Annotated in this window: 26 protein-coding genes; 3 read left to right on the forward strand and 23 right to left on the reverse strand. The window is 72.3% G+C overall.

Going from position 1 to position 21,648, the window contains the following annotated elements:
• Nucleotides 1-142 precede the first annotated feature (142 nt).
• Complete coding sequence (locus tag MTS1_RS10485) at nt 143-883, forward strand: GntR family transcriptional regulator (RefSeq protein ID WP_023953653.1); 741 nt, start codon at nt 143-145, stop codon at nt 881-883.
• Between the two features lie 53 nt (nt 884-936).
• Complete coding sequence (locus MTS1_RS10490) at nt 937-1,950, forward strand: metal ABC transporter solute-binding protein, Zn/Mn family (RefSeq protein WP_023953654.1); 1,014 nt, start codon at nt 937-939, stop codon at nt 1,948-1,950.
• A gap of 19 nt (nt 1,951-1,969) precedes the next feature.
• Here MTS1_RS10490 and csrA read toward each other — a convergent pair whose 3' ends face one another.
• From csrA to MTS1_RS10550, 12 genes are all read right to left on the reverse strand, one after another.
• Nucleotides 1,970-2,218 (reverse strand): carbon storage regulator CsrA, encoded by a 249-nt coding sequence (csrA, locus tag MTS1_RS10495; protein WP_370576215.1) that lies wholly within the window; start codon nt 2,216-2,218, stop codon nt 1,970-1,972.
• Between the two features lie 60 nt (nt 2,219-2,278).
• Nucleotides 2,279-4,330 (reverse strand): flagellar biosynthesis protein FlhA, encoded by a 2,052-nt coding sequence (locus MTS1_RS10500; RefSeq protein WP_023953656.1) that lies wholly within the window; start codon nt 4,328-4,330, stop codon nt 2,279-2,281.
• Complete coding sequence (locus tag MTS1_RS10505; protein ID WP_023953657.1) at nt 4,327-5,418, reverse strand: flagellar biosynthesis protein FlhB; 1,092 nt, start codon at nt 5,416-5,418, stop codon at nt 4,327-4,329. Before MTS1_RS10505 ends, MTS1_RS10500 begins: the two co-directional genes overlap by 4 nt.
• A gap of 13 nt (nt 5,419-5,431) precedes the next feature.
• A complete protein-coding gene (locus MTS1_RS10510; protein WP_023953658.1) occupies nt 5,432-6,193 on the reverse strand; it encodes a flagellar biosynthetic protein FliR in 762 nt (253 codons plus the stop codon).
• A gap of 1 nt (nt 6,194) precedes the next feature.
• Nucleotides 6,195-6,470, reverse strand: coding sequence for a flagellar biosynthesis protein FliQ (fliQ, locus tag MTS1_RS10515; protein WP_023953659.1), 276 nt, complete (start codon nt 6,468-6,470; stop codon nt 6,195-6,197).
• Nucleotides 6,471-6,482: 12 nt separating this feature from the next.
• Nucleotides 6,483-7,217 carry a flagellar type III secretion system pore protein FliP gene (gene fliP, locus MTS1_RS10520; protein WP_023953660.1) on the reverse strand — a complete coding sequence of 245 codons (735 nt, stop codon included), beginning with the start codon at nt 7,215-7,217 and terminating at the stop codon, nt 6,483-6,485.
• Nucleotides 7,214-7,687, reverse strand: coding sequence for a flagellar biosynthetic protein FliO (locus tag MTS1_RS16095; protein WP_023953661.1), 474 nt, complete (start codon nt 7,685-7,687; stop codon nt 7,214-7,216). Before MTS1_RS16095 ends, fliP begins: the two co-directional genes overlap by 4 nt.
• Before the next feature lie 49 nt (nt 7,688-7,736).
• Nucleotides 7,737-8,387, reverse strand: a complete 651-nt coding sequence (gene fliN, locus MTS1_RS10530) for a flagellar motor switch protein FliN (protein WP_023953662.1) — start codon at nt 8,385-8,387, stop codon at nt 7,737-7,739.
• Nucleotides 8,384-9,313 carry a flagellar motor switch protein FliM gene (locus MTS1_RS10535; RefSeq protein ID WP_023953663.1) on the reverse strand — a complete coding sequence of 310 codons (930 nt, stop codon included), beginning with the start codon at nt 9,311-9,313 and terminating at the stop codon, nt 8,384-8,386. The genes fliN and MTS1_RS10535 overlap by 4 nt, the downstream gene beginning before the upstream one ends.
• A 412-nt stretch (nt 9,314-9,725) precedes the next feature.
• Entirely contained in the window at nt 9,726-10,535 is an 810-nt protein-coding gene (locus tag MTS1_RS10540) for a flagellar motor protein MotB (RefSeq protein ID WP_023953664.1), read from the reverse strand.
• Complete coding sequence (locus tag MTS1_RS10545) at nt 10,532-11,335, reverse strand: motility protein A (RefSeq protein ID WP_023953665.1); 804 nt, start codon at nt 11,333-11,335, stop codon at nt 10,532-10,534. The genes MTS1_RS10540 and MTS1_RS10545 overlap by 4 nt, the downstream gene beginning before the upstream one ends.
• Nucleotides 11,335-11,598 carry a flagellar FlbD family protein gene (locus MTS1_RS10550; RefSeq protein WP_036304745.1) on the reverse strand — a complete coding sequence of 88 codons (264 nt, stop codon included), beginning with the start codon at nt 11,596-11,598 and terminating at the stop codon, nt 11,335-11,337. Before MTS1_RS10550 ends, MTS1_RS10545 begins: the two co-directional genes overlap by 1 nt.
• Nucleotides 11,599-11,832: 234 nt before the next feature.
• On the opposite strand from MTS1_RS10550, the gene MTS1_RS10555 reads away from it, so the two are divergent.
• Complete coding sequence (locus MTS1_RS10555) at nt 11,833-12,333, forward strand: hypothetical protein (RefSeq protein WP_144083386.1); 501 nt, start codon at nt 11,833-11,835, stop codon at nt 12,331-12,333.
• 103 nt (nt 12,334-12,436) lie between these two features.
• On the opposite strand, the gene MTS1_RS10560 is transcribed toward MTS1_RS10555, so the two are convergent.
• From MTS1_RS10560 to MTS1_RS10610, 11 genes are read right to left on the reverse strand one after another with little or no spacing between them, the layout of a single operon-like run.
• The gene (locus MTS1_RS10560) at nt 12,437-13,597 is read right to left on the reverse strand and encodes a flagellar hook protein FlgE (protein WP_023953668.1); all 1,161 of its coding nucleotides are present in this window, start codon (nt 13,595-13,597) and stop codon (nt 12,437-12,439) included.
• A gap of 59 nt (nt 13,598-13,656) precedes the next feature.
• Entirely contained in the window at nt 13,657-14,100 is a 444-nt protein-coding gene (locus tag MTS1_RS10565) for a flagellar hook assembly protein FlgD (RefSeq protein WP_036304747.1), read from the reverse strand.
• Nucleotides 14,101-14,114: 14 nt separating this feature from the next.
• The gene (locus MTS1_RS16630; RefSeq protein ID WP_023953669.1) at nt 14,115-15,608 is read right to left on the reverse strand and encodes a flagellar hook-length control protein FliK; all 1,494 of its coding nucleotides are present in this window, start codon (nt 15,606-15,608) and stop codon (nt 14,115-14,117) included.
• The gene (locus MTS1_RS10575; protein ID WP_023953670.1) at nt 15,605-16,063 is read right to left on the reverse strand and encodes a hypothetical protein; all 459 of its coding nucleotides are present in this window, start codon (nt 16,061-16,063) and stop codon (nt 15,605-15,607) included. Before MTS1_RS10575 ends, MTS1_RS16630 begins: the two co-directional genes overlap by 4 nt.
• Nucleotides 16,060-17,379, reverse strand: coding sequence for a FliI/YscN family ATPase (locus MTS1_RS10580; protein WP_023953671.1), 1,320 nt, complete (start codon nt 17,377-17,379; stop codon nt 16,060-16,062). Before MTS1_RS10580 ends, MTS1_RS10575 begins: the two co-directional genes overlap by 4 nt.
• The gene (locus tag MTS1_RS10585) at nt 17,376-17,993 is read right to left on the reverse strand and encodes a FliH/SctL family protein (protein ID WP_023953672.1); all 618 of its coding nucleotides are present in this window, start codon (nt 17,991-17,993) and stop codon (nt 17,376-17,378) included. The genes MTS1_RS10580 and MTS1_RS10585 overlap by 4 nt, the downstream gene beginning before the upstream one ends.
• Nucleotides 17,983-18,984, reverse strand: a complete 1,002-nt coding sequence (gene fliG / locus MTS1_RS10590) for a flagellar motor switch protein FliG (RefSeq protein WP_023953673.1) — start codon at nt 18,982-18,984, stop codon at nt 17,983-17,985. The genes MTS1_RS10585 and fliG overlap by 11 nt, the downstream gene beginning before the upstream one ends.
• On the reverse strand, nt 18,981-20,606 hold the full coding sequence (fliF, locus tag MTS1_RS10595) for a flagellar basal-body MS-ring/collar protein FliF (RefSeq protein ID WP_036304749.1): 1,626 nt from the start codon (nt 20,604-20,606) through the stop codon (nt 18,981-18,983). The genes fliG and fliF overlap by 4 nt, the downstream gene beginning before the upstream one ends.
• Nucleotides 20,606-20,911: a flagellar hook-basal body complex protein FliE gene (gene fliE, locus MTS1_RS10600; protein ID WP_023953674.1), complete on the reverse strand. Its 306-nt coding sequence runs from the start codon at nt 20,909-20,911 to the stop codon at nt 20,606-20,608. Before fliE ends, fliF begins: the two co-directional genes overlap by 1 nt.
• Entirely contained in the window at nt 20,911-21,303 is a 393-nt protein-coding gene (locus tag MTS1_RS10605) for a flagellar basal body rod protein FlgC (protein WP_023953675.1), read from the reverse strand. Before MTS1_RS10605 ends, fliE begins: the two co-directional genes overlap by 1 nt.
• Nucleotides 21,300-21,641, reverse strand: a complete 342-nt coding sequence (locus MTS1_RS10610; RefSeq protein WP_023953676.1) for a flagellar basal body protein — start codon at nt 21,639-21,641, stop codon at nt 21,300-21,302. Before MTS1_RS10610 ends, MTS1_RS10605 begins: the two co-directional genes overlap by 4 nt.
• Nucleotides 21,642-21,648: the final 7 nt, after the last annotated feature.

Below are 21,648 nucleotides of genomic sequence, written 5' to 3' on the forward strand. Positions count from 1 at the left end.
TGTCACGAGGGCGTGCGGGCTGCAAACTCGTAACAACCAACCTGTCATGACAAGTTGGTGATGACTAAGATAGGGAGCGGGCCGCCGAGTGTCAACACGGCGCCGATACGCTCGCCGTGACGGCCCGATCGAGGAGGCTCCCATGACCGCAGCGACGACGCTCGACCGCTCGTCCGATCTCCCGTTGTGGCAGCAGCTGTCGCTCGCACTGCGGGGTGAGATCGAGTCGGGACGGTGGCGGCCCGATCAGGCGCTGCCGTCCGAGTCGGAGCTCATCGACCGCTTCGGGGTCTCCCGCACGGTCGTCCGGGAAGCCCTCGCCGACATGGTGCGCGCCGGGCTGATCTACAAGGTCCGCGCACGCGGATCGTTCGTCGCGCCGGCGCGGCCCGACCTGCGATTCGTCGGGTCGATGGCGGGGTCGTCGGACGATCTCGCCGGAACGGGTCGAGTGGTGACGACCCGCGTGCTCGACTTCGCCGTCGGCACGGCGGAGGCGGCGGACGCCGAGGCTCTGCGCATCCCTGTCGGGGCACCCGTGGTTCGGCTGCGTCGCCTGCGGCGGGTCGACGAGACGCCCTGGCTGCTCGTCGACACGGTGCTGCCCCACGACCGGTTTCCCACGCTCGCGCGCGCCAACCTCGAGAACCGGTCGCTCTACGAGCATCTCCGGCGCAACTTCGGGGTGCAGCCGAGCGGCGCCGATCGCTGGCTCAGCGCTGTCGTGCCCGACCCGGCGGACGCCGCGCTCCTCGAGCTCGCCCCGGGGCAGCCGGTGCTGTCGATCGAGTCGATCGCGTGGGACGCCGAGGGGCAGCCGTTCGAGCGGTACCTGGCCCTTCACCGCAGTGACGAATCGCGCTTCTACGTGGGAATCCGCTGATCTCCCGCTCCGGCGGTCAAGAGAACGATTATCAGTAACGTACAATCGACGGCATGACCCGTCGACTCCTCCCTGCCGCCGCGCTCGTGGCAGCGGCATCCCTCGCCCTCGCCGGCTGTGCCGGCACCTCGTCGCCGGCCGCGAGCGGTTCGGACGACGGCAAGATCAGCGTCGTCGCCTCGACGAACGTATACGGCTCGCTGGCCGCCGAGGTCGGCGGCGACGCGGTCGAGGTGACCTCGATCGTGACCTCGCTCGCGCAGGATCCGCACTCGTACGAGGCCTCGGCGCGCGATCAGCTGACGGTGTCGCAGGCCGACCTCGTCATCGAGAACGGCGGCGGCTACGACTCGTTCCTCGACGCACTGGTCGAGGCGAGCGGCAGCACGGCCCCCGTGCTCACGGCGGTCGAGTTCTCGCACGACTTCCCGGGCGCCGAGGGCCACGACGACCACGCCTCGGATGACGGCGACGATCACGCTTCGGATGACAGCGACGGTCACGACCACGATCACGATCACGAGGGTCATGACCACATCGAGGGCTTCAACGAGCACGTCTGGTACGACCCGCACACGATCGCGCACCTCGTCGAAGACATCGCGCACGAGCTCGGCGAGCTGGATGCGGCCCAGGCCGAGACCTTCGAGGCGAACGCTCAGGCGCTCATCGAGCGGATCAACGGTCTCGAGACGTCGCTCGAGACGATCTCCGCGGCGCACCAGGGCGAGAAGATCTTCGTGACCGAGCCGGTTCCGCTGTACCTCGCAGCGGCCGCCGGCCTCGAGAACGCGACTCCGGCAGCGTTCAGCGAGGCCGTCGAGGAGGGGCAGGACGTGCCTCCCGCGACGCTCCTCGAGGCGCAGCAGATCCTGCGCTCGGGCGACGTCCGGATCGTGATCGTCAACGCCCAGACGGGCGGCGCCGAGACGACGGAGATCACGAAGCTCGCCGACGAGCTGAACATCCCCGTGCTGGAGTTCACCGAGCTGATGCCCGACGGTGTCGACTACGTCGGCTGGATGCAGCAGAACATCGACGAGATCTCGGGCGCGCTCGCGGGCTGACCCGCCGTCGAGATTCCGCTCAGTCCGCCGTCGGGGCCTCGCCCTGGCGGCGGACGAGTGCGTTCAGGAGGGCCTGCTGCTCGTCTGCGGATGTGCGCGCCGCCGAGACGTTCTCGTTCTCGACGGCGGCGACGATCTCGGCGCGCTGGATGCGGGTCGACCGCGGTGCGTCGATGCCGAGCCGGATGCTGTCGCCCTTGACCTCGAGCACCGTGAGCTCGATGTCGTCGCCGATGAGCACCTTCTCACCGACCCGTCTCGTCAACACCAGCACTCGATCACCCTACTTTCCGGACGCCGTCCGCGCGCCTCGCGCTCGACGCGAGTCTCATGCGGTCGCGATGGCGTGCGCGTCGCCGATGCTGTCCCGGACCACGCCTACCGTGTCGATCGCGAGGCCCCCGGCCGTCGCCTCCGTGTACGACAGCACCGGCAGCCCGTCGGTCTGCGACGAGATGAGGCGCCGCACGGCCGAGCGCAGCGACGGGGCGCACACGAGCACCGGCTCGGGTCCGGGGCCCGCCGCCTCCAGCGCCGCGCGCGTCGACGCGACGACCGCCTCGAGCCGGTGCGGGTCGAGCGCGATGTGCGGGCCGTCCTCGCTCGGCCGCATCGCTTCGAGCATCGACTGCTCGAGCAGCGGGTCGATCATCACGATGCGCAGCCGCCCCTGCTCGGCGAAGCGCGTCGCCACGGCGGGCCCGAGCGCGAGACGTGCGGCCTCGATCAGGGCGTCGGGTTCGGTCGTCGTCTTGGCGCGCAGCGCGAGCGCCTCGTAGATCCGGGTCAGGTCGTTGATCGGGATGCGTTCGGCGAGCAGGCCCTGCAGCACGCGCTGCACCTCGGCCAGCGATAGCAGCGCCGGTGTGAGCTCCTCGACCGCTGCGGGGCTCGACTGCCGCAGCGTCTCGGTGAGCTGGCGGACGTCCTCGCGGCTGAGAAGCCGCGCGGCGTGAGCCTGGATGACCGAGGAGAGGTGCGTGATGATGACGCTCGCGCGGTCGACGACCGTCGCTCCCGCAAGTTCCGCGCTGTGCCGCATCTCGAGCGGAACCCACTTGCCGTCGATGCCGAACACGGGGTCGGGCGACGCCCGCCCGGGCAGGGTCTCCAGCCCCGAGCCCAGGGCGAGGAGCGAGGCCCGGGGTGCGACGCCCCGGCCCGCCTCGATGCCGGCGACCCGGATGACGTAGGTCGAGGGCGGCAGCTCGATGCTGTCGCGCGTGCGGACGGGCGGAACGATGAGTCCGAGCTCGAGAGCGGTCTTGCGTCGCAGCGCCCGCACGCGTCCGAGCAGGTCGTCGGGGCCGCCGGTGACGAGGTCGACGATGTCGGGAGCGAGCAGGATCTCGAGCGCATGCACCCGCATCCGCTCGGCCAGTTCCTCGGGGGTGTCGACGGCGCCGCGCGGATCGACGGCCGGGGCGTCCTCGGCAGCCTGCGTCTGCTCGCGTCGGCCGACCCGCTGCGCGATGAGGAGCAGGGTGGCGCCGATGACGAGGAACGGCAGCATCGGCATGCCGGGGATGAACGACATCACGATCGCCGCGCCACCCGCGATCGACAGGGCGTTGCGCGACTGCGTCAGCTGCGCCGCGGCGGCCGATCCCATGTCGGATTCCGCTCCCGAGCGCGTGACGATCATGCCCGTCGCGACCGCCATGAGCAGCGCGGGGATCTGCGTGACGAGGCCGTCGCCGATCGTGAGGAGGGCGTAGGTGTTGAGGGCCTCGCCCGCCTCCATGCCCTTCGAGAGCATGCCGATCGCGACGCCGCCGACGAGGTTGATGATGATGATCACGAGGCCGGCGATCGCGTCGCCCTTGACGAACTTCGAGGCGCCGTCCATCGCGCCGTAGAAGTCCGCCTCGGCGGCGATCTCGGCGCGCCTGCGCCGCGCTTCGGCATCGCTGATGAGGCCGGCGTTGAGGTCGGCGTCGATCGCCATCTGCTTGCCGGGCATGGCATCGAGGGTGAAGCGGGCGCCGACCTCGGCGACGCGCTCGGCGCCCTTCGTCACGACGACGAACTGGATGACGATGAGGATCAGGAAGACCACGATGCCGATGACGAGCGATCCGCCCACGGCGATCGCGGCGAACGCGTCGATGACCTGTCCCGCGTGCGCCTCGCCCAGCACGAGCTTCGTCGAGGCGACGTTCAGGCCGAGCCGGAACAGCGTCGCCACTAGCAGCAGCGAGGGGAAGACCGCGAAATCGAGCGGCCGCTTCACGAACATCGCCGTCAGCAGGATGAGCAGAGCGAACAGGATGTTGGTGATGATGAGGACGTCGAGGATCGGCGGCGGCACCGGCACGATCAGCAGCATGATGATGCCGACGACCCCCATCGGCACCAGCGACCTTCTCAGGATGTTCATCGGGGTGCCTTCCTCTCGGGAACGGTGTGGACGCCGCGTGCCGCGCCGCGGCGCTTGAGCCCGTCGACGAAGACGAGCACGCGGGCGACGGCGGTGTAGAGATCGCCGGGGATCTCCTGGCCGAGCTGGCAGGCGCCGTGCAGGGCACGGGCGAGCGGGATGTCGCGCACGAGCGGGACGCCGGCCTCGTGCGCCCGGTCGCGGATGCGTTCGGCGATGAGGCCCTGCCCCTTCGCGACGACCCGCGGCGCCGATTTGCCGGGCTCGTAGCGGAGCGCGACGGCGATGTGCGTGGGGTTCACGAGCACGACATCCGCATCTCCGACGGCGGCGATCATGCGGTTTCGGCTCATCGCCATCTGCCGGGCGCGGCGCTGGCTGCGGATGAGCGGGTCGCCCTCGGAGTTCTTGTGCTCGTCGCGCGCTTCCTTCTTCGTGACGCGGGTGTGCTTGCGGTTGCGGCGCATGACGACGAGGACGTCGACCGCGGCCAGCAGGACGCCGACGGCGACGGCGGTGATGAGCAGCGCGGTCACGACGTTCGAGGCGATCTCGAGCAGCCGGGTGATCGGGTGGGCGCCGCTCATCGTGAGAACGGGCATGAGCCCGGCGACGACGAACCACAGGGCGAGGCCGATCGCGGCGGTCTTGAGCAGCGCCTTCGCGCCTTCCCAGAGCGCCTGCAGGCCGAACAGCCGCTTGACGCCGTTCAGCACGTTGAACTGCTCGAACCGCGCCGGAACGCCGCGCAGATGGACGCCGCCCTGGGCGACCGACCCGACGATCGCGACGATCGCGACGGCGAGCAGTGCCGTGCCCAGGATGGCCGGGATGCCGCCGAGCGCCGACGACAGGACGGCGACGGCGTGCTCGGGGTCGGGGTTGCGGATGACGGCGGCGATCTCGACGAACTGCGCCGCCCCGGCATCCGCACCCGCCCCGATCATGGCGGGGAGGACCAGTGCGACGGTGCCGATCGCGAGCCAGGCGGACAGGTCCTGGCTGCGCGAGAGCTTGCCCTTGCGGTGGGCCTCGCGCAGCTGCCGGCGGCTGGCCTGCTCGGTGCGTTCCCCGCTGTCGCTGCTCATGACGCGCCGCCGTTCATCGGGTTCCGCCGATCAGCAGGCCCGTCGCCTGGTCGGTGAGGGCCCCGACGACGGCGGGCAGGGCGAGGATGACGCTGCCGGCGAGGAGGAACGTCAGGATGATCTTCAGCGGGAAGCCGAGCGCGAACGCGTTGAGGGCGGGGGCGACGCGGCTGACGAGCCCGAGCGCGATGTCGGCGAGGAAGAGGACGAGCAGCAGGGGACCGGCGATCTGCAGCGCGGCGACGAGCAGCTGCGACGCGGTGTCGACCAGCAGCTCGACCGGGCGGGCGAGGTCGAGCACCCCATCGACGGGGATCGCCGTGAAGCTCCGGGCGAGCCCCGCGAGGATGAGCTGGTAGCCGTTGCTCGCGAAGAGCAGGGCGAGGGCGATCATCTGGAACAGGCGCGTGAACTGGGCGCCGTTGACGTTCATCTGCGGATCGAAGGCCTGCGCGAGCTGGAAGCCGCCGAAGACGTCGATCAGGCCGCCGGCCGACTGCACGACCGCGAAGCACGTCATCACGAGGAACCCGAGCAGCGCCCCCGTGACGACCTGAGCGGTCAGGGCGAGGAAGAACGCGCCGGTGTCGAGGCTTTGGTAGCCCGGCGCCACCGTGCCGCTGAGGGCGAGGGCGACGCCGATCGCGACCATCGCCTTGATGCGGGCGGGGAAGGCGCCGTACGAGAACGGCGGGGCCGTGAAGACGAAGGCGGTCGTGCGGACCGCGGCCAGTCCCGTGGCCTCGATCCAGGCGAAGTCGAGCAGCAGCTGCATCTCAACCGCCCGAGAGCAGGTGCGGGATGCGGTCGAACATGGTGTGGGTGAAGGCGATCGCCTCCGCGATCATCCAGTGCCCGCACACGACGAGGGCGATCGCGACGGCGACGGCCTTCGGCACGAACGAGAGCGTGACCTCCTGGATCTGCGTGATCGATTGCAGGAGCGAGATGGCGAAGCCGACCACGAGTGCCGTGATCAGCAGCGGGGCGGCCAGCTTCGCGGCGAGCACGACGCCCTCCATGCCGATGTCGAGGACCGCTTCAGGGTTCACGCGTGCCCCCGGTCATCCGCCCGCTCCGTAGCTCTCCATGAGGGTGCGGAGGATGAGCCCCCACCCGTCGACGAGCACGAACAGCAGGATCTTGAAGGGCAGCGAGATCATCACCGGCGGGAGCATCATCATGCCCATCGACATCAGCGCCGCCGCGACGACGAGGTCGATCACGAGGAACGGCACGAAGATGACGAAGCCGATGATGAAGGCCGCGCGCAGTTCGGAGATCATGAACGCGGGAATGAGGGTGATCATGGGGACGCTCGCCGGATCCTGGGGATTCTCGGCCCCCGCGAACCGGGTCATCAGCGCGAGGTCCTCTTCGCGCGTGAACGACAGCATCCAGGTGCGCAACGGGTCGGCACCGACGCCGACCGCGTCGGTGAACGTCAGGGAGCCGTCGACGTAGGGCTGAACGGCGACCGTGTTGATCTCGGTCAGCACCGGCCACATCACGAACAGGGTCAGGAACAGGGCGAGGCCCGCGAGCACCTGGTTGGGCGGGATCGTGGGCAGGGAGAGCGCGTTCCGGGTCATCGCCAGCACGACGAAGATCTTCGTGAACGACGACATCATCAGCAGCAGCGCCGGGGCGACCGACAGCAGAGTGATGCCGATGAGCGTCAGCACCGACGACGAGGGCGTGCCGTCGATGCCGTTGATGTCGACCGAGATGCCGCCGTTCGGCGGGGGTGTCGAGGCGGCGACGAGCACGAGCGCCCCGAGCGCGCCGCCGGAGATCACGCGCCCAGGGCCCGGCGCAGCACCTGTGCGGCATCGCGCGCGGTCATGGTCGCCGGGCGGGTGGTGCGGGCGGTGCGTGCAGTGCGTTCGGCGCGGGCCTGCGCGCGGAGCAGGGGCACGGGCGGTGCGAGAGGCTCGTCGCCCGCGACATCCCGGAGAGCCGGGCGGCCCGTGCCGACGCCGTGTGCAGCATCCGCCGTCGCGGGGTGCCCCGTCGTGGTGTCGGGCGACGGGTCGATCCGGTCGAGCATCGACACCCCGCCCTCGGTGATGCCGAGCACGTAACGGGCCCCGTCGATCTCGACCACGGCGACCTGGGCCTTCGGCCCGATGCCGCGCTTGGCGACGACGGTGATGTCGGCGACGGCATCCGAGCGCGCCGGTCTGGGGCCGCGCGCACGGCTCGTGCGCGACCCCGCGGCGCTGCCGCGCGAGAAGCGACGCTGCAGCACCCACACGATCGCGAGCACGACGCCGAGGGAGACGACGACGCGCAGCGCGAGCAGCAGATCGTCGATGTCAGGCCTCCGCGTTCTCGATGATGCGCGTGATACGAACCGCGTAGTCCTGGTCGACGACGACGATCTCGCCGTGGGCGATGAGCCGTCCGTTGAGCTTCACGTCGGCGGGGGCGCCGGCTGAGCGGTCGAGCTCGATGATGCGGCCCGGCTCGAGGTCGAGCACGTCGCGGACGGTCATGCGCGTGCGGCCGACCTCGACGGTCAGCTCCATCTCGACGCCCGCGATGCGCTGCAGGCGGCGCGGCGAGGCGGCGGCGGGATGCGACACGCGGACCGCGAGACGCCCGATGACCCGGGCATCCTCGTCGACGAGGTCGAACACCTGCGCGGCGGGGTGGGCGAACAGCGACGAGGCGTCGCCGATGCTCGCCTCGCCGAGCACGCTCGGCCCGAACGCCGTCGCCGCGGCGTCGAGCGCGTCTCGGAGTCGTTCGGACAGCGGCAGGCCGGCGTCCGCGCCGACGAGAGCCGACTCGTCGAGCACCACGACCGCGAGGGCCGCGCTCGTGTCGCCGACCGACGAGACGATGACCGCGTCGCCGGTCTCGCCCGCGCTCGTCCCGGGGCGGGCGGTGATGCGCGACGCGGTCGGCAGGCGGTCGGCGAACGCCGCCGCGGCTGCGGCCTCGTGGGTGGTGGTGCTGGTCATGGCGACTCCTCGGACAGCGCGGGGGAGAGATCGGATGCCGTCACGACGCACGCGAGGCGTGCTCCGTGCGACCCCACGGCGGCGGATGCGACGACGTGCTCGTCGACGGCGAGATCGAGGGGACGGTCGGCGGCGTGCGCGAGCGAGATGACGTCGCCGATGGCGAGGTCGAGCACTTCGGCGGGGCGGACGGCGCGCGGTGCGAGTCGCAGCGTCACCTCGACGGGGGTCTGCTCGATGTGCCGGCGTACGAGACCCGGGTCGTTCGTGGCGCGCGGCGCCGAGGCGCTGTCGGACAGGCGCTCGAGCAGCGTCGCGGCGGGGAGGGCGATCGTCGCCGTCTCGGTGCGGTCGGCCAGGCGCATCGAGAACCGGGCCACGACGACGAGGTCCTGGCCGCCGACGACCTGGGCGAAGGCCGCGTTGTACTGCACCGCGCCGACGCTCAGCTCGCGAGGCAGGAGGGATCCGAGGGCGGTGCGGAGGTGGCCGAGGGTCTCGTCCATGAGCGACCGGATGAGCGCCTGCTCGATCGCCGTGAGGGCGCGGGCCTCGGGCCGCTGCGAGCCGTCCCCGCCGAGCATCTTCACGATCCACGACAGCGCCGACGGCAGCGGGAACTCGATGACCGCGCGATCGTCCGAGCTCGCATCGGAGCACAGCACGAGCGTCGTCGTCGGCGGGACCGTGGCGACGTACTCGTCGTAGGTCTCGAGGCTCACGCGTTCGAGGGCGATGTGCGCTCGCACCCGCGCCTTCGCGGCGAGGAGCATCGCCCACTGGCGCGCGAAGGCGTCGAAGGCCCCCGCCAGGGCGCGCGTGTGCTCGCGGGACAGCGCCGCGGGTCGCCCGAAGTCGTAGCGTTCCGGGGCCGCGGTTGCGGCATCCTCGGTTCGCACGCTCGGGGCGGTCGGCACGGTCTGCACGGCGGGGACTATCGGTCGCGTCGCGCGTCTGGTTAGCCCCGCGCTTCGCTGGGTGGGGGTGGGGGTGGGTTTGGGTTGGGTTGGGTTGGCAGCTTGTGCCCAGTCAGAGTTCGGGATGGGGCGGGGTCTGCCAAGTGAGACCCCGAGGCACCGCGGGTTGGCGCGGGTTGGCTCGGGTTGGCAGTCTGCGCCCAGTCGGGGCTGGGGATGGGGCGAGGTCTGCCAGGTGAGGCCTGGGGTGGGCGCGGGCTCTGAGGTGGGTTGGCAGTCTGCGCCCAGTCAGAGTTCGGGATGCGGCAAGTTCTGCCAAGTGAGACCCCGAGGCACCGCGGGTTGGGTCGGGTTGGCAGTCTGCGCCCACTCAGCCCGAGCGAGGGGGCGCGTTCTGCCAGGTGAAGGTCGTGCCGGGGAGTCAGCCGTCGGCGGCGGCGAGCGCGGGGAGCTCGCCTCGCACCTGGGCGTCGGCGTCCGAGAGCACGACGATGTCGACGCGGCGGTTCTGCGCGAGGGCCTCGGCGCTCGATCCCTCGGCGAGCGGTCGCGACGAGCCGAACCCCACGGAGCTGATGCGCTCGCGCGCGACCCCGCGTGCATCGACGAGGTAGCCGAGCACGCCGTTGGCCCGCGCGGTGGAGAGCTCCCAGTTGTCGGCGAAGGGCGCGATGGCGGGGCGGGCGTCGGCGTGGCCCTCGACCGAGATGAGGTGCGCGTCGGCGGCGAGCACGGCTCCCGCGGCGTCGAGCACGGCCCGGGCGCGGTCGCTCAGGTCGGTGCTGTTGGTGTCGAAAAACGTCTCGGCGCTGACGAGACCGATCGTGAGGCCCCGGTCGTCGATCGTGAAGGTCGCGGCGTCGCCCAGGCCCTGCTCGGCGAGAGCGCCCTCGAGGCGTGAGCGCAGGTCGTCGAGCGAGCTGTACTCCTGCTCGGCCGGAGTCGGAGCGGTCGGCGTCTCGACGAACCCCTCGCCCTCCTCCTCGACCAGCTCGGGTGGTACGACGACGCCCTCCGAGACGTCGCGGGTCTCGGAGATCTCCGAACCGAACCCGGTCGCGAGCGAGGCGCGCAGCTGCTCGAACTTCTCCTGGTCGACGTTGGACATCGCGAACATGACGATGAACATGCACATCATCACCGTGATCATGTCGAGGTACGACGCCATCCAGCGCTCGTCGGGGCCCTCGTGCGAGGACTCCATGACGCGGCGACGACGCGGCGCGCTCATACCCCGGCGTCCGCTGGCTCGTCGGCCGCCGCCTTCGCCCGACCGCGCCCGGGCTTGGTCTCGGGTGCGAGAGCCCGCAGTCGCTCGGCGACGAGCATCGGCGGGTTGCCCGCCTGGACGGCGAGCATCCCCTCGGTCACGAGCGTCATGCGGTCGACCTCGATCTCGGCGAGGCGCTGCAGCCGCGTGCCGATCGGCAGCCAGATGAAGTTCGCCGACAGCAGGCCCCACAGGGTCGCGACGAACGCGGCGGCGATGAGGGGCCCGAGCTGGTCGGGCTTGTCGAGGTACTCGAGCACGTGGGTGAGCGAGACGACCGTGCCGACGATGCCGACCGTCGGGGCGTACCCGCCGAGGGCGGAGTAGAAGCGCGAGGCCGTGCGGCGCTCCGCGGCGACGGTGGCGACGCGGTCCTCGAGCACGACCCGCAGGTCTTCGGCATCCGTTCCGTCGGCGATGCTCTGCAGGGCGTGGCGCAGCAGCGGATCCTTCTCGTCGGCCACGGCGCTCTCGAGGGCGAGCAGACCCTCGGCGCGTGCCTTCTCGGCGTAGCCCACGACGGTGTCGATGAGCGCCTCGGTCGATCCCTTTATGCCGACGAAGGCCCGCGGCAGGGCGCGCACCGCCCCCGCGGCATCCCGCAGCGTGCCGCCGGCGATGCCGATCGCGATCGTCGCGCCGAAGACCAGCACCATGGGCGCAGGCAGCAGCAGGGCGTTGAGGCTGGCACCCTCGAGCTGGATCATCGCCCACAGGCCGCCGAACGCCAGCAGGATGCCGATGAGGAGTGACGGGTCCATCAGCGCTCGCCCTCCGGTGCGATGGTCGGTGCGGTGGCCGATGCGGGCGCGGTGGCGGATGCCGAGGCATGGCCGAGGGCCGTCGCGAGCACGCGGGCGCGGAACTCGACGATGCTCTGGATGACGGCATCCATCGTCTCGGCAACCACGAACGTCGCCCCATCGACCAGCGTGAGCGTCGTGTCGGGGCTCGCCTGGATGCGCTCGACGAGGTCGGGGTTCACGGCGAACCGGTGACGGTTCAGTCGTGTCAGAACGATCATGTCGCCCTTCTCGTCGGTCGGCGCGCGGGGGAACGAGCTGTCGCGGGTACGACGGCTCCGAGGGGACTGTCGGCAGGACACGGCGGTCGGTTAGCGTTGCGCCCGTGTCAGCGTCGTCGCCGCAGCCCCCGTTCTTCCGCCCCGTCGAGCCGCGGGAGATCCCCGACGACGACCACCCGCCCCTCGACATGCCGGCATGGATGGGGCCGCCCTGGCACGTCGCCCCCCGTGATCGTGGCGCTCGACCGAGAGGTGGGCCGCTCGCCCGACACGGTCGTGTCGCTGGAACTCGTGCGGGTGTACCGCGAGGGTGTCGTGCTGCGGCTGGCAGTGCGCGTGGCCGAGACCGGCCGGCTCGCGCGGCAACGGATCTGGGGGTACCTCGATCGTGCGCACGGCCGGGGGCAGCTCGATGACCGGTTCGATCCGACGGGCCTGCGCTGGGGCGTCCGCTTCGCCGACGGGCGGACGATCACGACGCAGGACGATTCGCCGTGGGCGCGCGGCGACGTGACCGACGCGCAGGTCGAGGGGCCGGTTCTCGAGGGGCTCGGTCGGCCGCAGGGTCACGCCGACAGCTGGGCGCGCGAGTTCTGGGTCTGGCCGACACCCCCGGTGCCGACGTTCGAGGTCGGCGTCGAGTGGCCGGCCCGCGGCATCCCCGAGACGGTGACGCCGCTCGACGCCGCTGCGCTTCGCAACGCAGCTGCGCGAGCGCACCCGCTGTGGCCCTGACCGGCCGCGCGCGCAGCTCCTCAGAAACCGGCGGGCTCGGTGCCGCGCGGGCCGCGAGGCCGAACCCGCAGGAAATCTGAGGAGTTGCGGGCCGCGCCCGCGCTCAGCGCTTGAGGTTGGTCAGCTCCTGCAGCACCTCGTCGCTCGTGGTGATGATGCGGGCGTTCGCCTGGAATCCGCGCTGCGCGACGATGAGGTTCGTGAACTCCTGCGAGAGGTCGACGTTCGACATCTCCAGCGCCCCGCTGACGAGCCCGCCGCGGTCGTCGGTGCCCGCCGTGCCGACGTCGGCCGCGCCCGAGTTGGCGCCGGCACGGTACTGCGACGACCCGGCCTTCTCGAGCCCCTCGGGATTGTCGAAGGATGCGAGGGCGATCTGAGCGAGCACCGATGTCGCTCCGTTGCTGAAGGCGCCGACGAGGCTGCCGTCGGCCGACAGCGTGTACGACACGAGGCTTCCGGGCGCGCGCCCGTCCTGACCGCCGAGCTTGACGGTGCTGAGGTCGGCGTAGCCGGTGATGGCCGAGAGGTCGACCGCGACCCCACCCGAGGTGATCGTCGCGGGCGTCGTCGTCAGGCGTCCGTCGGTGAAGGCGAGCTGCGTCGTCGCGGTGCCGTCGGTGACGTCCCAGCCGCCCGCGGTTCGGGTGAAGGTGAGTGCGAGCTGGCGGGACTCGCCCTGAGCGTCGTAGACGGTGACGTCGCGGACGAGCTTCTCACCGACCGCGGAGCCCGAGGGCAGGTTGCCCGTCACCGCGGCGGTCGTCGTCGCGCGCCCGGGCGAGGTGGCGCCCACCGGAAGCGCGATGTTGCCGACCGGTCCGCCCGTCGGCACGACACCGTCGACGGCGCTCCAGCCCTGCACGAGCGCGCCGTCCTTCGTGGTCAGTCGACCCGCGGAGTCGAAGCCGAACGAGCCGTTGCGCGTGTACAGCGTCTCGGCGCCGTTGCGGACGACGAAGAAGCCGTCGCCCGCGATCATGAGGTCGGTGGGCACGCCGGTGGCCTGCTGCGATCCCTGCGTGAAGTTCGTGCGGACCGCCGCGACCTGGGTGCCGAGGCCGACCTGAGCGGCGTTCGTGCCGCCGGCTCCGGCCTGCGCGGCACGGGAGTTCTGGACGATCTGCGACAGCGTGTCCTGGAACTGCACCGAGCCCGCCTTGAACCCGACGGTGTTGACGTTGGCGATGTTGTTGCCCGTGACATCGAGCATGGTCTGGTGCGAGCGGAGGCCGGAGATGCCGGCGTAGAGCGAGCGGAGCATGGAGTGTCCTTCGGTGTGGGGCTGGCGGTGGTGGTGGGGGTTGCCGGAGTGGCCGTGGTTCAGGATGCGGATGCCGCGGGCGGCGCGGCATCCGACACCGCGATGCCCGAGACGACGTCGAGCGGAACCGCCGTGCCGCCGATCGTCACGAGCGGCACGCCCTTCTCGAACGACACCTGCGTCACGCGACCGCTGCGAGTCGTGCCGTCGGCGTCGACGTACGAGGCCTGCTGGCCGACGAGCGCGGCGGCGGTCTGGCGCATCGTGAGGGCGAAGTGCTCCGACGAGGTCGTGGTGAGCGCGACGAGCTGTTCCATCATGGCGAGCTGCGTCGTCTGCGCCATCATCTCGTTGGTATCGAGCGGAGAGCTCGGGTCCTGGTTCTTCATCTGCGCGACGAGCAGCTGCAGGAAGACCTCGGAATCGAGGGTCTGCTTCGGCGCGGGAGGGGCGGATGCCGCGGGCGTGGCACCCACGACGCCGACGGGCGGAACGCTGGTCATGGTGATTCTCCGATTCAGGCGTAGAGGTCGATGCGACCGGCCTCGAGGGGCGCGGGGCGGGCTGGGTCGTGCGGGAGGTCGGCGGGAACAGCGCGTGCATGACCGGCACGCCCGCCGCGACCCGGGTCGTGGGGGGTCTGCTGCGGCGTTCGGTCGGACGCGCCCCCGTCCGAGGTCTGGCCGGCCGTCCCGCCTGCTCCTCCGGCGTGCTGGGCCGGAGGCGGAAGCGTCGACGCCCGTGACGGATCGTCACCCGGGGTCAGGCTCACGGACGAGAACGGCGCGAGCACGGCGAGCTCGCGGCGCAGATCTCCGAGGACCGCCCGGATCGCGTCGTGTGCCGCCGCCGTGCCGGAGGTCAGCTCGACGGTGACGGACGACCCGGAGATGTGCGCCGTGACGGTGATCGGCCCGAGGCTTTCGGGCGATACCCGCAGCACCATCGTGTGCCGGCCCGGCTCGGCCGCCACGAAGGAGAGGACGGGGCCGCGCAGCTGGGGCGCGAGGGGCGGCGTGGCCGGCGCGCTGCTCGGCGCGGGCGACGCCGATGCGATCGTTGCCGGGGGCGGCAGGGGAGCAGCCGGTGCGGACGCGGGGTGCGGCAGCAGTGCGGATGCTGTTGCGGATGCAGGTGCGGATGCTGCGCCGCCCTGGCTCGTCGCAGCCGTCGACGACGGCGTGACCAGCGCTTCGGCTCGCGGGCCGTGCGGCTTCTCGAACGTGTCCGCAGCCTCCTGCGCGGCCGTGAACCCCGCGGTGCTCCCGAACCCCGCGGTGCTCCCGAGCGCCCCTGTGCCCGTGGCGTCCGGACGCCCGGCTGTAGCCGTTGTCGCCTCCCCGGCCGGTATCGGCCGCGCCATCACCGTCGCCGTCGGCCCGGTCACCGTCGCCGCGGTCACTACCGTCGCCGAAGCTTCGGTCGCTGGCGTCACGGTCGCTTCAGGCGCGGTCGCTTCCGCCGCGGTCGCTTCGGGCACGGTCGCTTCCGTCGCGGTCGCCGTCACGGGACCGGTGACCGAGAGCCCGGCAGCGCCCGCCGCGGCCCCGCCCGGGTCGACCCCGTCGCCCGAGTCGACCCCATGAACCGAGACCCCGCCGCCCGAGACCCCGCCGCCCGACACCCCGAGCCCGGCGAGGCTCCCCGCGCCGGCGCTCACAGTGGCGAGCAGTGCTGTCGCGTCATCCGTGACGGCAATACTCCGGTCAGCCGGATCTCCCGCCGCCTCCCCGTCGGGCATACTCGGGCCCTGAGCCGCGGCTTGCCCTGCGCCCGAGTCCGTGCCGGACGCCCCGCGGCCCGCGGAGGCATCCCCACCGGCCACCGGCACACCGTCCACCGGCACACCGTCCACCGGCTCCGCGGCCGCGGCCTGCCCGGCGAGGACGAGGGCGAAGGCGTCCGACGCCGTCGCACCTTCGCCGCCGTCGTCGCCGCCGTTCGGCCCTCCGCCGCCGCGAGGACGCGCGAGCGCGGTCGTCGTTCCGAGTGCGAGGCCCCACATGCTCATGACGCCTCCTCGGGCCGGGGAGAGGTGTCCGACATGCCCGGCATTTCGTTCGCCGAGCGCAGCGCGATCTCGTCGAGCACGGCCTGCTCGGCGGCGTCCCGTCGCTCCCGCTCGCGCTCGTGGAACGCGTCGGCCAGCCGCTCGATGCCTCGTTCGGCCCGGCGGGCGTCGTCGAGGCGCAGACGAGCCGCGTCGACGTCCGCGCGCTGCGCCCTTCGGAGCGTGTCGAGGTCGGCCAGCAAGCTGCGGGCGGCCACACGACTGGCCGCGAGGGCGGCGAGCGTGCGGATGTCGCCGGGCGTCTCGGCAGACGTGGTCAGGGCCGCGCGCAGCTGCCGATCGCGGGCCTCGGTGCGCTGCTCCTCCATCGCGGCGCGCGAGAGGTGCGCCGCCGCGGCACGCTGCTGGATGCCGCGGATGCGCAGCAGCCCCGCCAGGGGGAACCCCCGCTTCACGAGACGTCTCCGAACGAGGCGACGAGCTCGCCGAGACGGCGCCACGACTCGGCGGCCGGGGACTGATCGTCGAGGTCCTGCCGGAGGAAGGCGTCGATCGCCCGCGCAGAGGCGACGGCGGCGTCGACCCGCGGGTCGGCTCCAGGCTGGTACGCGCCGACGCCGATGAGGTCGTGGGCCTCCTGGCGGGCGGCGAGCACGGCCCGCAGCGTCGTCGCGAGCCGGCGCTGATCCCCGGTCGCGACCTTGCCGGCGAGCCGGGAGACCGATCCGAGCACGTCGATCGCGGGGTGGTGCCCGGTGACGGCGAGCGTCCGGTCGAGCACGAGGTGTCCGTCGAGGATCGAGCGCACGGTGTCGGCGACGGGCTCGTTGTGGTCGTCTCCCTCGACGAGCACGGTGTAGATCCCCGTGATCGACCCGTGCCGATCGGTGCCGGCGCGCTCGAGCAGGCGGGCGAGCACCGGGAACGTCGAGGGCGGGTAGCCGCGCGTCGCGGGCGGTTCGCCGGCCGCCAGCCCGATCTCGCGCTGGGCCATCGCGACGCGGGTGAGCGAGTCCATCATCAGGACGACGTGCTGGCCCTCGTCGCGGAACGATTCGGCGATGCGCGTTGCGGTCGACGCCGCGCGCAGGCGCGCCATCGCGGGCTGATCGGAGGTCGAGACGACGACGACCGAGCGGGCGAGACCCGCGGGGCCGAGGTCGTCCTCGAGGAACTCCCGCACCTCGCGGCCGCGCTCGCCGACGAGGGCGATGACGTTGGCCGAGGCCGACGACCCCCGCGCGATCATCGACAGCAGCGACGACTTGCCGACGCCGGACCCGGCGAACAGTCCCACCCGCTGACCGCGGCCGAGCGGGGTGAGCGTGTCGATCGCGCGCACACCCGTGACGAGCGACTCGGTGATGCGTTCGCGTCCCATCGCCGACGGCGGGGCATGGTCGAGGTCGACCCGTGGCCCGACGAGGGGGCCGCGGCCGTCGATGGGGCGGCCGAGCCCGTCGAGCACGCGCCCGAGCACGGCGGGGCCGACCGGCACGCGGGCTCGACCGGACAGGGCGCGCGCCGCGTCGCCGACGCGCAGTCCGTCGGTGACCCCGAGCGGCATGCAGCGCAGGATGCCGCGGTCCGCAGCGACGACCTCCGCGGGCACGCCGGCCGTGCCGCGATCGGTCGTCCCGCCGAGCTCGATCAGGTCGCCGACCGCTCCGTGCACGCCGCGGATGTCGACGCCGAGGCCGACGATCCGCGAAACGGTCCCGGTCCGCAGCGGGCGCGCGGCCTCGACGACCGCCGGCCAGCCCCCGTTCATGCGCTCTCCTCGAGCGCCCGGCGGGCCCGCGCGAACGCGGCGGCGATCCGCAGGTCGATCGCGCCGTCGGCCAGACGGATCGTCGCGTCGCCCGGCGCGAGCCCCGGGTCGACCTCGACCTCGACCGATCGTGGCAGCGTCTCGGTGAGGGCCGAGGCGACCACGTCGGCGTCGGCGGCGGAGAGCCGGACGACCGGCGCCGCGGCACCATCGCCATCGGGCACCGCGCTCTCAACCCGAGCCGCCGTCGTGAGCGCCGCGCGCACGGGATCGGACAGCTCGCGCTCGACGATGGCCTCCGCCAGCTCGATCGCCATCGCATGAAGCTCGGCCACGACGGGCGCCGTCAGCTCGGCCGCGCGCGCGTCGAACCGGGCGGCCGCGCGTTCGAGCGCCGCGACGGCGGCAGCCACGCGCGCCCGGGCGGCTGCGTCCGCCGCCTGCTCGCGTTCGGCCCGTTCCGCTGCGTCGCGCTCGGCGTGGGCTGCGGCCAGCCGCATCCCTTCGGCGTACCCGGCGGCGTGACCGCGGGCGCGGGCGCGGTCGCGCTCCTGGGTGAGCGACGGACCCGACAGGCGCGGGATCTCGAGGCGGGTGAAGGCGTCAGACGACATACTCCTCCTCGACCCGTTGCACCCGGATGTCGCCGGCGGCCTCGAGCTCGCGGATCGTCCGGACGATCGCCGCACGCGCCTCTTCGACCTGCGAGACGCGCACGGTGCCGAGCAGGCGCGACTCCTCCTGCAGCGCCTCGCGGTTGCGTTCGGTCATGTTCCGGAGGATCACATCGGCGACGGGACCCGACGAGCCCTTCAGCGCGAGGGCGAGCACGCGGACGTCGATGCCGCGCAGGACGCGCTGGGCGTCGCGGTCGTCGAGCACGACGATGTCGGCGAAGGTGAACATGCGCGAGCGGATGTCTTCGGCCAGGGCGCTGTCGCGGGCCTCGATGCTCGCGAGCAGGGCCTTCTCGACGGTCGCGTCGGAGCGGTTGATGATGTCGACCAGGGGCTGGACGCCCCCGAGGGTCTCGCGGGCGTCGCGCGTGGTCAGTGCACCCGAGCGCGCACGCAGCGCGGTGGCGACGACGGCCACGGCATCCTGCGACGCGGTGCCCATCGTCGCGATCGCCTGCGCGACGTCGGTGCGGGCGGGATCGGCGATCTCGGCCAGGACGGCCGCGGCGCGCTCGACCGGCAGGTGCGCGATGACGAGCGCGACGGTCTGGGGCAGTTCGCCGTCGAGGATGCTGGCGACCTGGGCCGGCTCGACGGCGGTGAGGAACTCGAACGACGAGCTCGTCATCGACGACGAGACCTTCGTGAGGACCCCCGCGGCCCGCTCGGGACCCAGCGAGGCCTCCAGCAGTCCTGTCGCGAGATCGCGTCCGCCGCGGACGGGCGGCAGGTGTCCGCGCACGACCCGCTGGAAGTCGGTCAGCGCGTCGCGCGTCGTCTCGAGGTCGAGGTCGCGCAGCCGGATGATCTCGGCCGCGATCGCCTCGGCCTCGTCGTCGGAGAGGTGTTTGAGCACCTCGACGGCCTGTGCCCGGTCGAGGTTCATGATGACGACGGCGGCCGTCTGGGTTCCGGTGAGGTCGCTCATGCGTCGGTCGAGTCCCGGACGAGCCGGCGCAGCAGGTCGGCGGTGCGGGCGGGGTCGCGGCGGGCGAAGTCGCCGATCTCGGCGCGGCGGCGGTCGAGGGCCACCTGCACGGGCTCGGGGTCGGGCTCCGGCTCGGGGTCGACCGCCATCGCGGGCAGGGGCACCGTGGGCGCCTCGTCGAGGAGCGGGGTCGCGAGGCCCCGGGTAAGGGCGTCGAACCGGTCGAGCGGCTCGTCGACCGGCGTGAGCGTCATGACCGACTCCGCCTCGGCGGCCGCGCGCCGACGGCGGGCGATCACCAGGCCCGCGATCGTCGCGCCGACGAGCCCGAGCACGACGACGACGGCGATGATCGCCGTGCGGAGCGTCTCGGCCGAGCGCTCGGCCTCCTCCGCCTCGCGAGCCGCGTCGAGGGCGGCCTGGGCGGCCGCGGCGCCCTGATCGCTGAATGCGACGAGCTCGACGGTCACCTGGTCGCCGCGGGCCCGGTCGATGCCGGCGGCCGAGGTCACGAGGGCCTCGAGCTGCGCGACGTCGACGACATCGGTGCCGTCGGCGTTGACCGCGACGGCGACGGTCTGCCGCGCAACGGCGCCCGCCGGGGTCGAGGTGCTCTCGACGGTCTTGTTCACGACGTTCGAGCGGTTGGTCTGCGTCGACTCGTAGGTACCCGCGCCGCCGACGCCGGCGGGAAGCTCGGTGCCCAGAACGCCGGTCTGACCCCCGGTGCCGGTGTAGCTCTCGGTGCTCGACTCCTCGGTGGCCGGCAGCGCGCCCTCGACCGGGGTGTAGGTCTCGTCGACGCGCTCGGTCGCCGCCTGCTGCATCTCGGCGGCGACCGACACCGTCGCGTTGCCGCTGCCGAGCACGGTGTCGAGCATCTGCTGCACGCTGGCGGCCATGCGGGTCTCGTAGGCCCCCGCCTGCTGGTCTGCGTTACGGGTGGCGTCGCCGCCGATCGCCGAGAGGGTGCGCCCGGCGGCATCCACGACAGCGACGTTCTCGGGCTTCATCCCGCTGACGGCGGCCGAGGTGAGGTGCACGATCGCCTCGACCTGCTCGGGTGGCAGTGCGACTCCGCGGGAGGTCTCGATGAAGACGGATGCCGTGGGCTCGACCTTCTGCGAGACGAACACGCTCTCCTCGGGCAGCGCGAGTTGCACCGAGGCCGTCGTGACGTTCTCGAGGGCGCCGATCGTGCGGGCGAGCTCGCCCTCGATCGCGCGCTTGTAGGTGACCGACTGCTGGAACTCCGAGCTCGTCACGCCCATCTTGTCGAAGAGGGAGTACCCCGACGACTCGGCGCTCGGCAGGCCCGCCGCGGCCGCCGCGAGGCGCTGCTCGTAGACCGCGGTCTCGGGCACGAGCACGGTCGAGCCGCCGTCGGTCAGCTCGTAGGGGATCGAGCCCGAGCGCAGCTGCTCGACCACCGCGCTGGCATCCGAGGCCGACAGGCCCGAGAACAGCGGGGTGAGGGTCGGGCGCGACATCCAGCTCGCCAGGGCGAACACGCCCATTGCGAGCACCGCGATGCCGATGATCGCGATCGTTCGCTGAGCGAGGGTGAACCCGGCGATCGTCGCGCGCAGGCGGGTCCAGAGCGAGGTGACGGCGGCGGGCATCAGGCCTGCATCCGCATGATGTCGTTGAAGGCTTCGACGCCCTTGTTGCGCACGGCGGCGATGAGCTCGAGGGTCACCGACGCGCGCGACGAGGCGATCATCGCGGAGTGGATGTCGTCGAGGTCACCCGTGACGGCCGCGACGGCCAGCTCGTTCGACGTCGACTGCATCGCGCGCAGCTCGTCGACCGCGCCGGTGATGCTCGCGCCGAAGCCGGCGCCGTCTGTCTGCTGCGGCGCTCGGGTGCTCGAGGTGAGGGCGGATGCAGCCGCGCCCAGGGCGTCGATGCCCGACAGCGGCGGCATCAGCGGCGTCCGATCTGCAGCGCGGCCTCGTAGGTCGTCTTCGCGCGGTCGACGACCGCCGCGTTGGCCTGGTAGCCGCGCTGCGCGAGGATCAGGTGGCTCATCTGCTCGCCGAGATCGATGTCGGGGTAGCGGACGTAGCCGTCGGCGTCGGCGAGCGGATTGTTCGGCTCGTGCACGAGCCGGCCCTCCGTGCCGCCCCAGACGGCGCCCGCGACGCGCACGCCGCCGGGATCGCCGGCCGACTCGACCGCGATGTAGCGCTGGCGGAACGCGTCGTCGCCGGGCGCGACCGCGGTGTTGATGTTGGCGATGTTGTCGCTGAGCGCGTCGAGCCAGGTGCGGTGGGCCGTCAGGCCCGACCCGGCGATGCCGATGGCGTCGAAGGTCATGAGGTCCTCATCGCGGTCTGGAGCGAGCTGAAGGTGCCGCCCACGGCTTGTGCCGCGAACTGGTACCGCAGCACCGCCTCGATGTTGGCGAGCGTCTCGGTGTCGAGGTTGACGTTGTTGCCGTTGAGACGGGTGGGGGCGGTCGACTCGCGGACGGTCGCGGTCACGGCGCCGTCGCCGCGTTCGACCGAGCGCGCCAGGGCGCTTTCGAAGCTGACAACCTTGGCCCGGTAGCCGGAGGTGTTGACGTTCGCGATGTTGTCGGCGATGGCGCGCTGGCGCTCGGCGAGGCCCGAGAGGGCGCTCGTGAGCGCGGTGGTGGTCACAGATTCGAGCACGAAGGCG

The organism is Microbacterium sp. TS-1, from assembly GCF_000509385.1.
Taxonomy (GTDB): Bacteria; Actinomycetota; Actinomycetes; order Actinomycetales; family Microbacteriaceae; genus Microbacterium; species Microbacterium arborescens.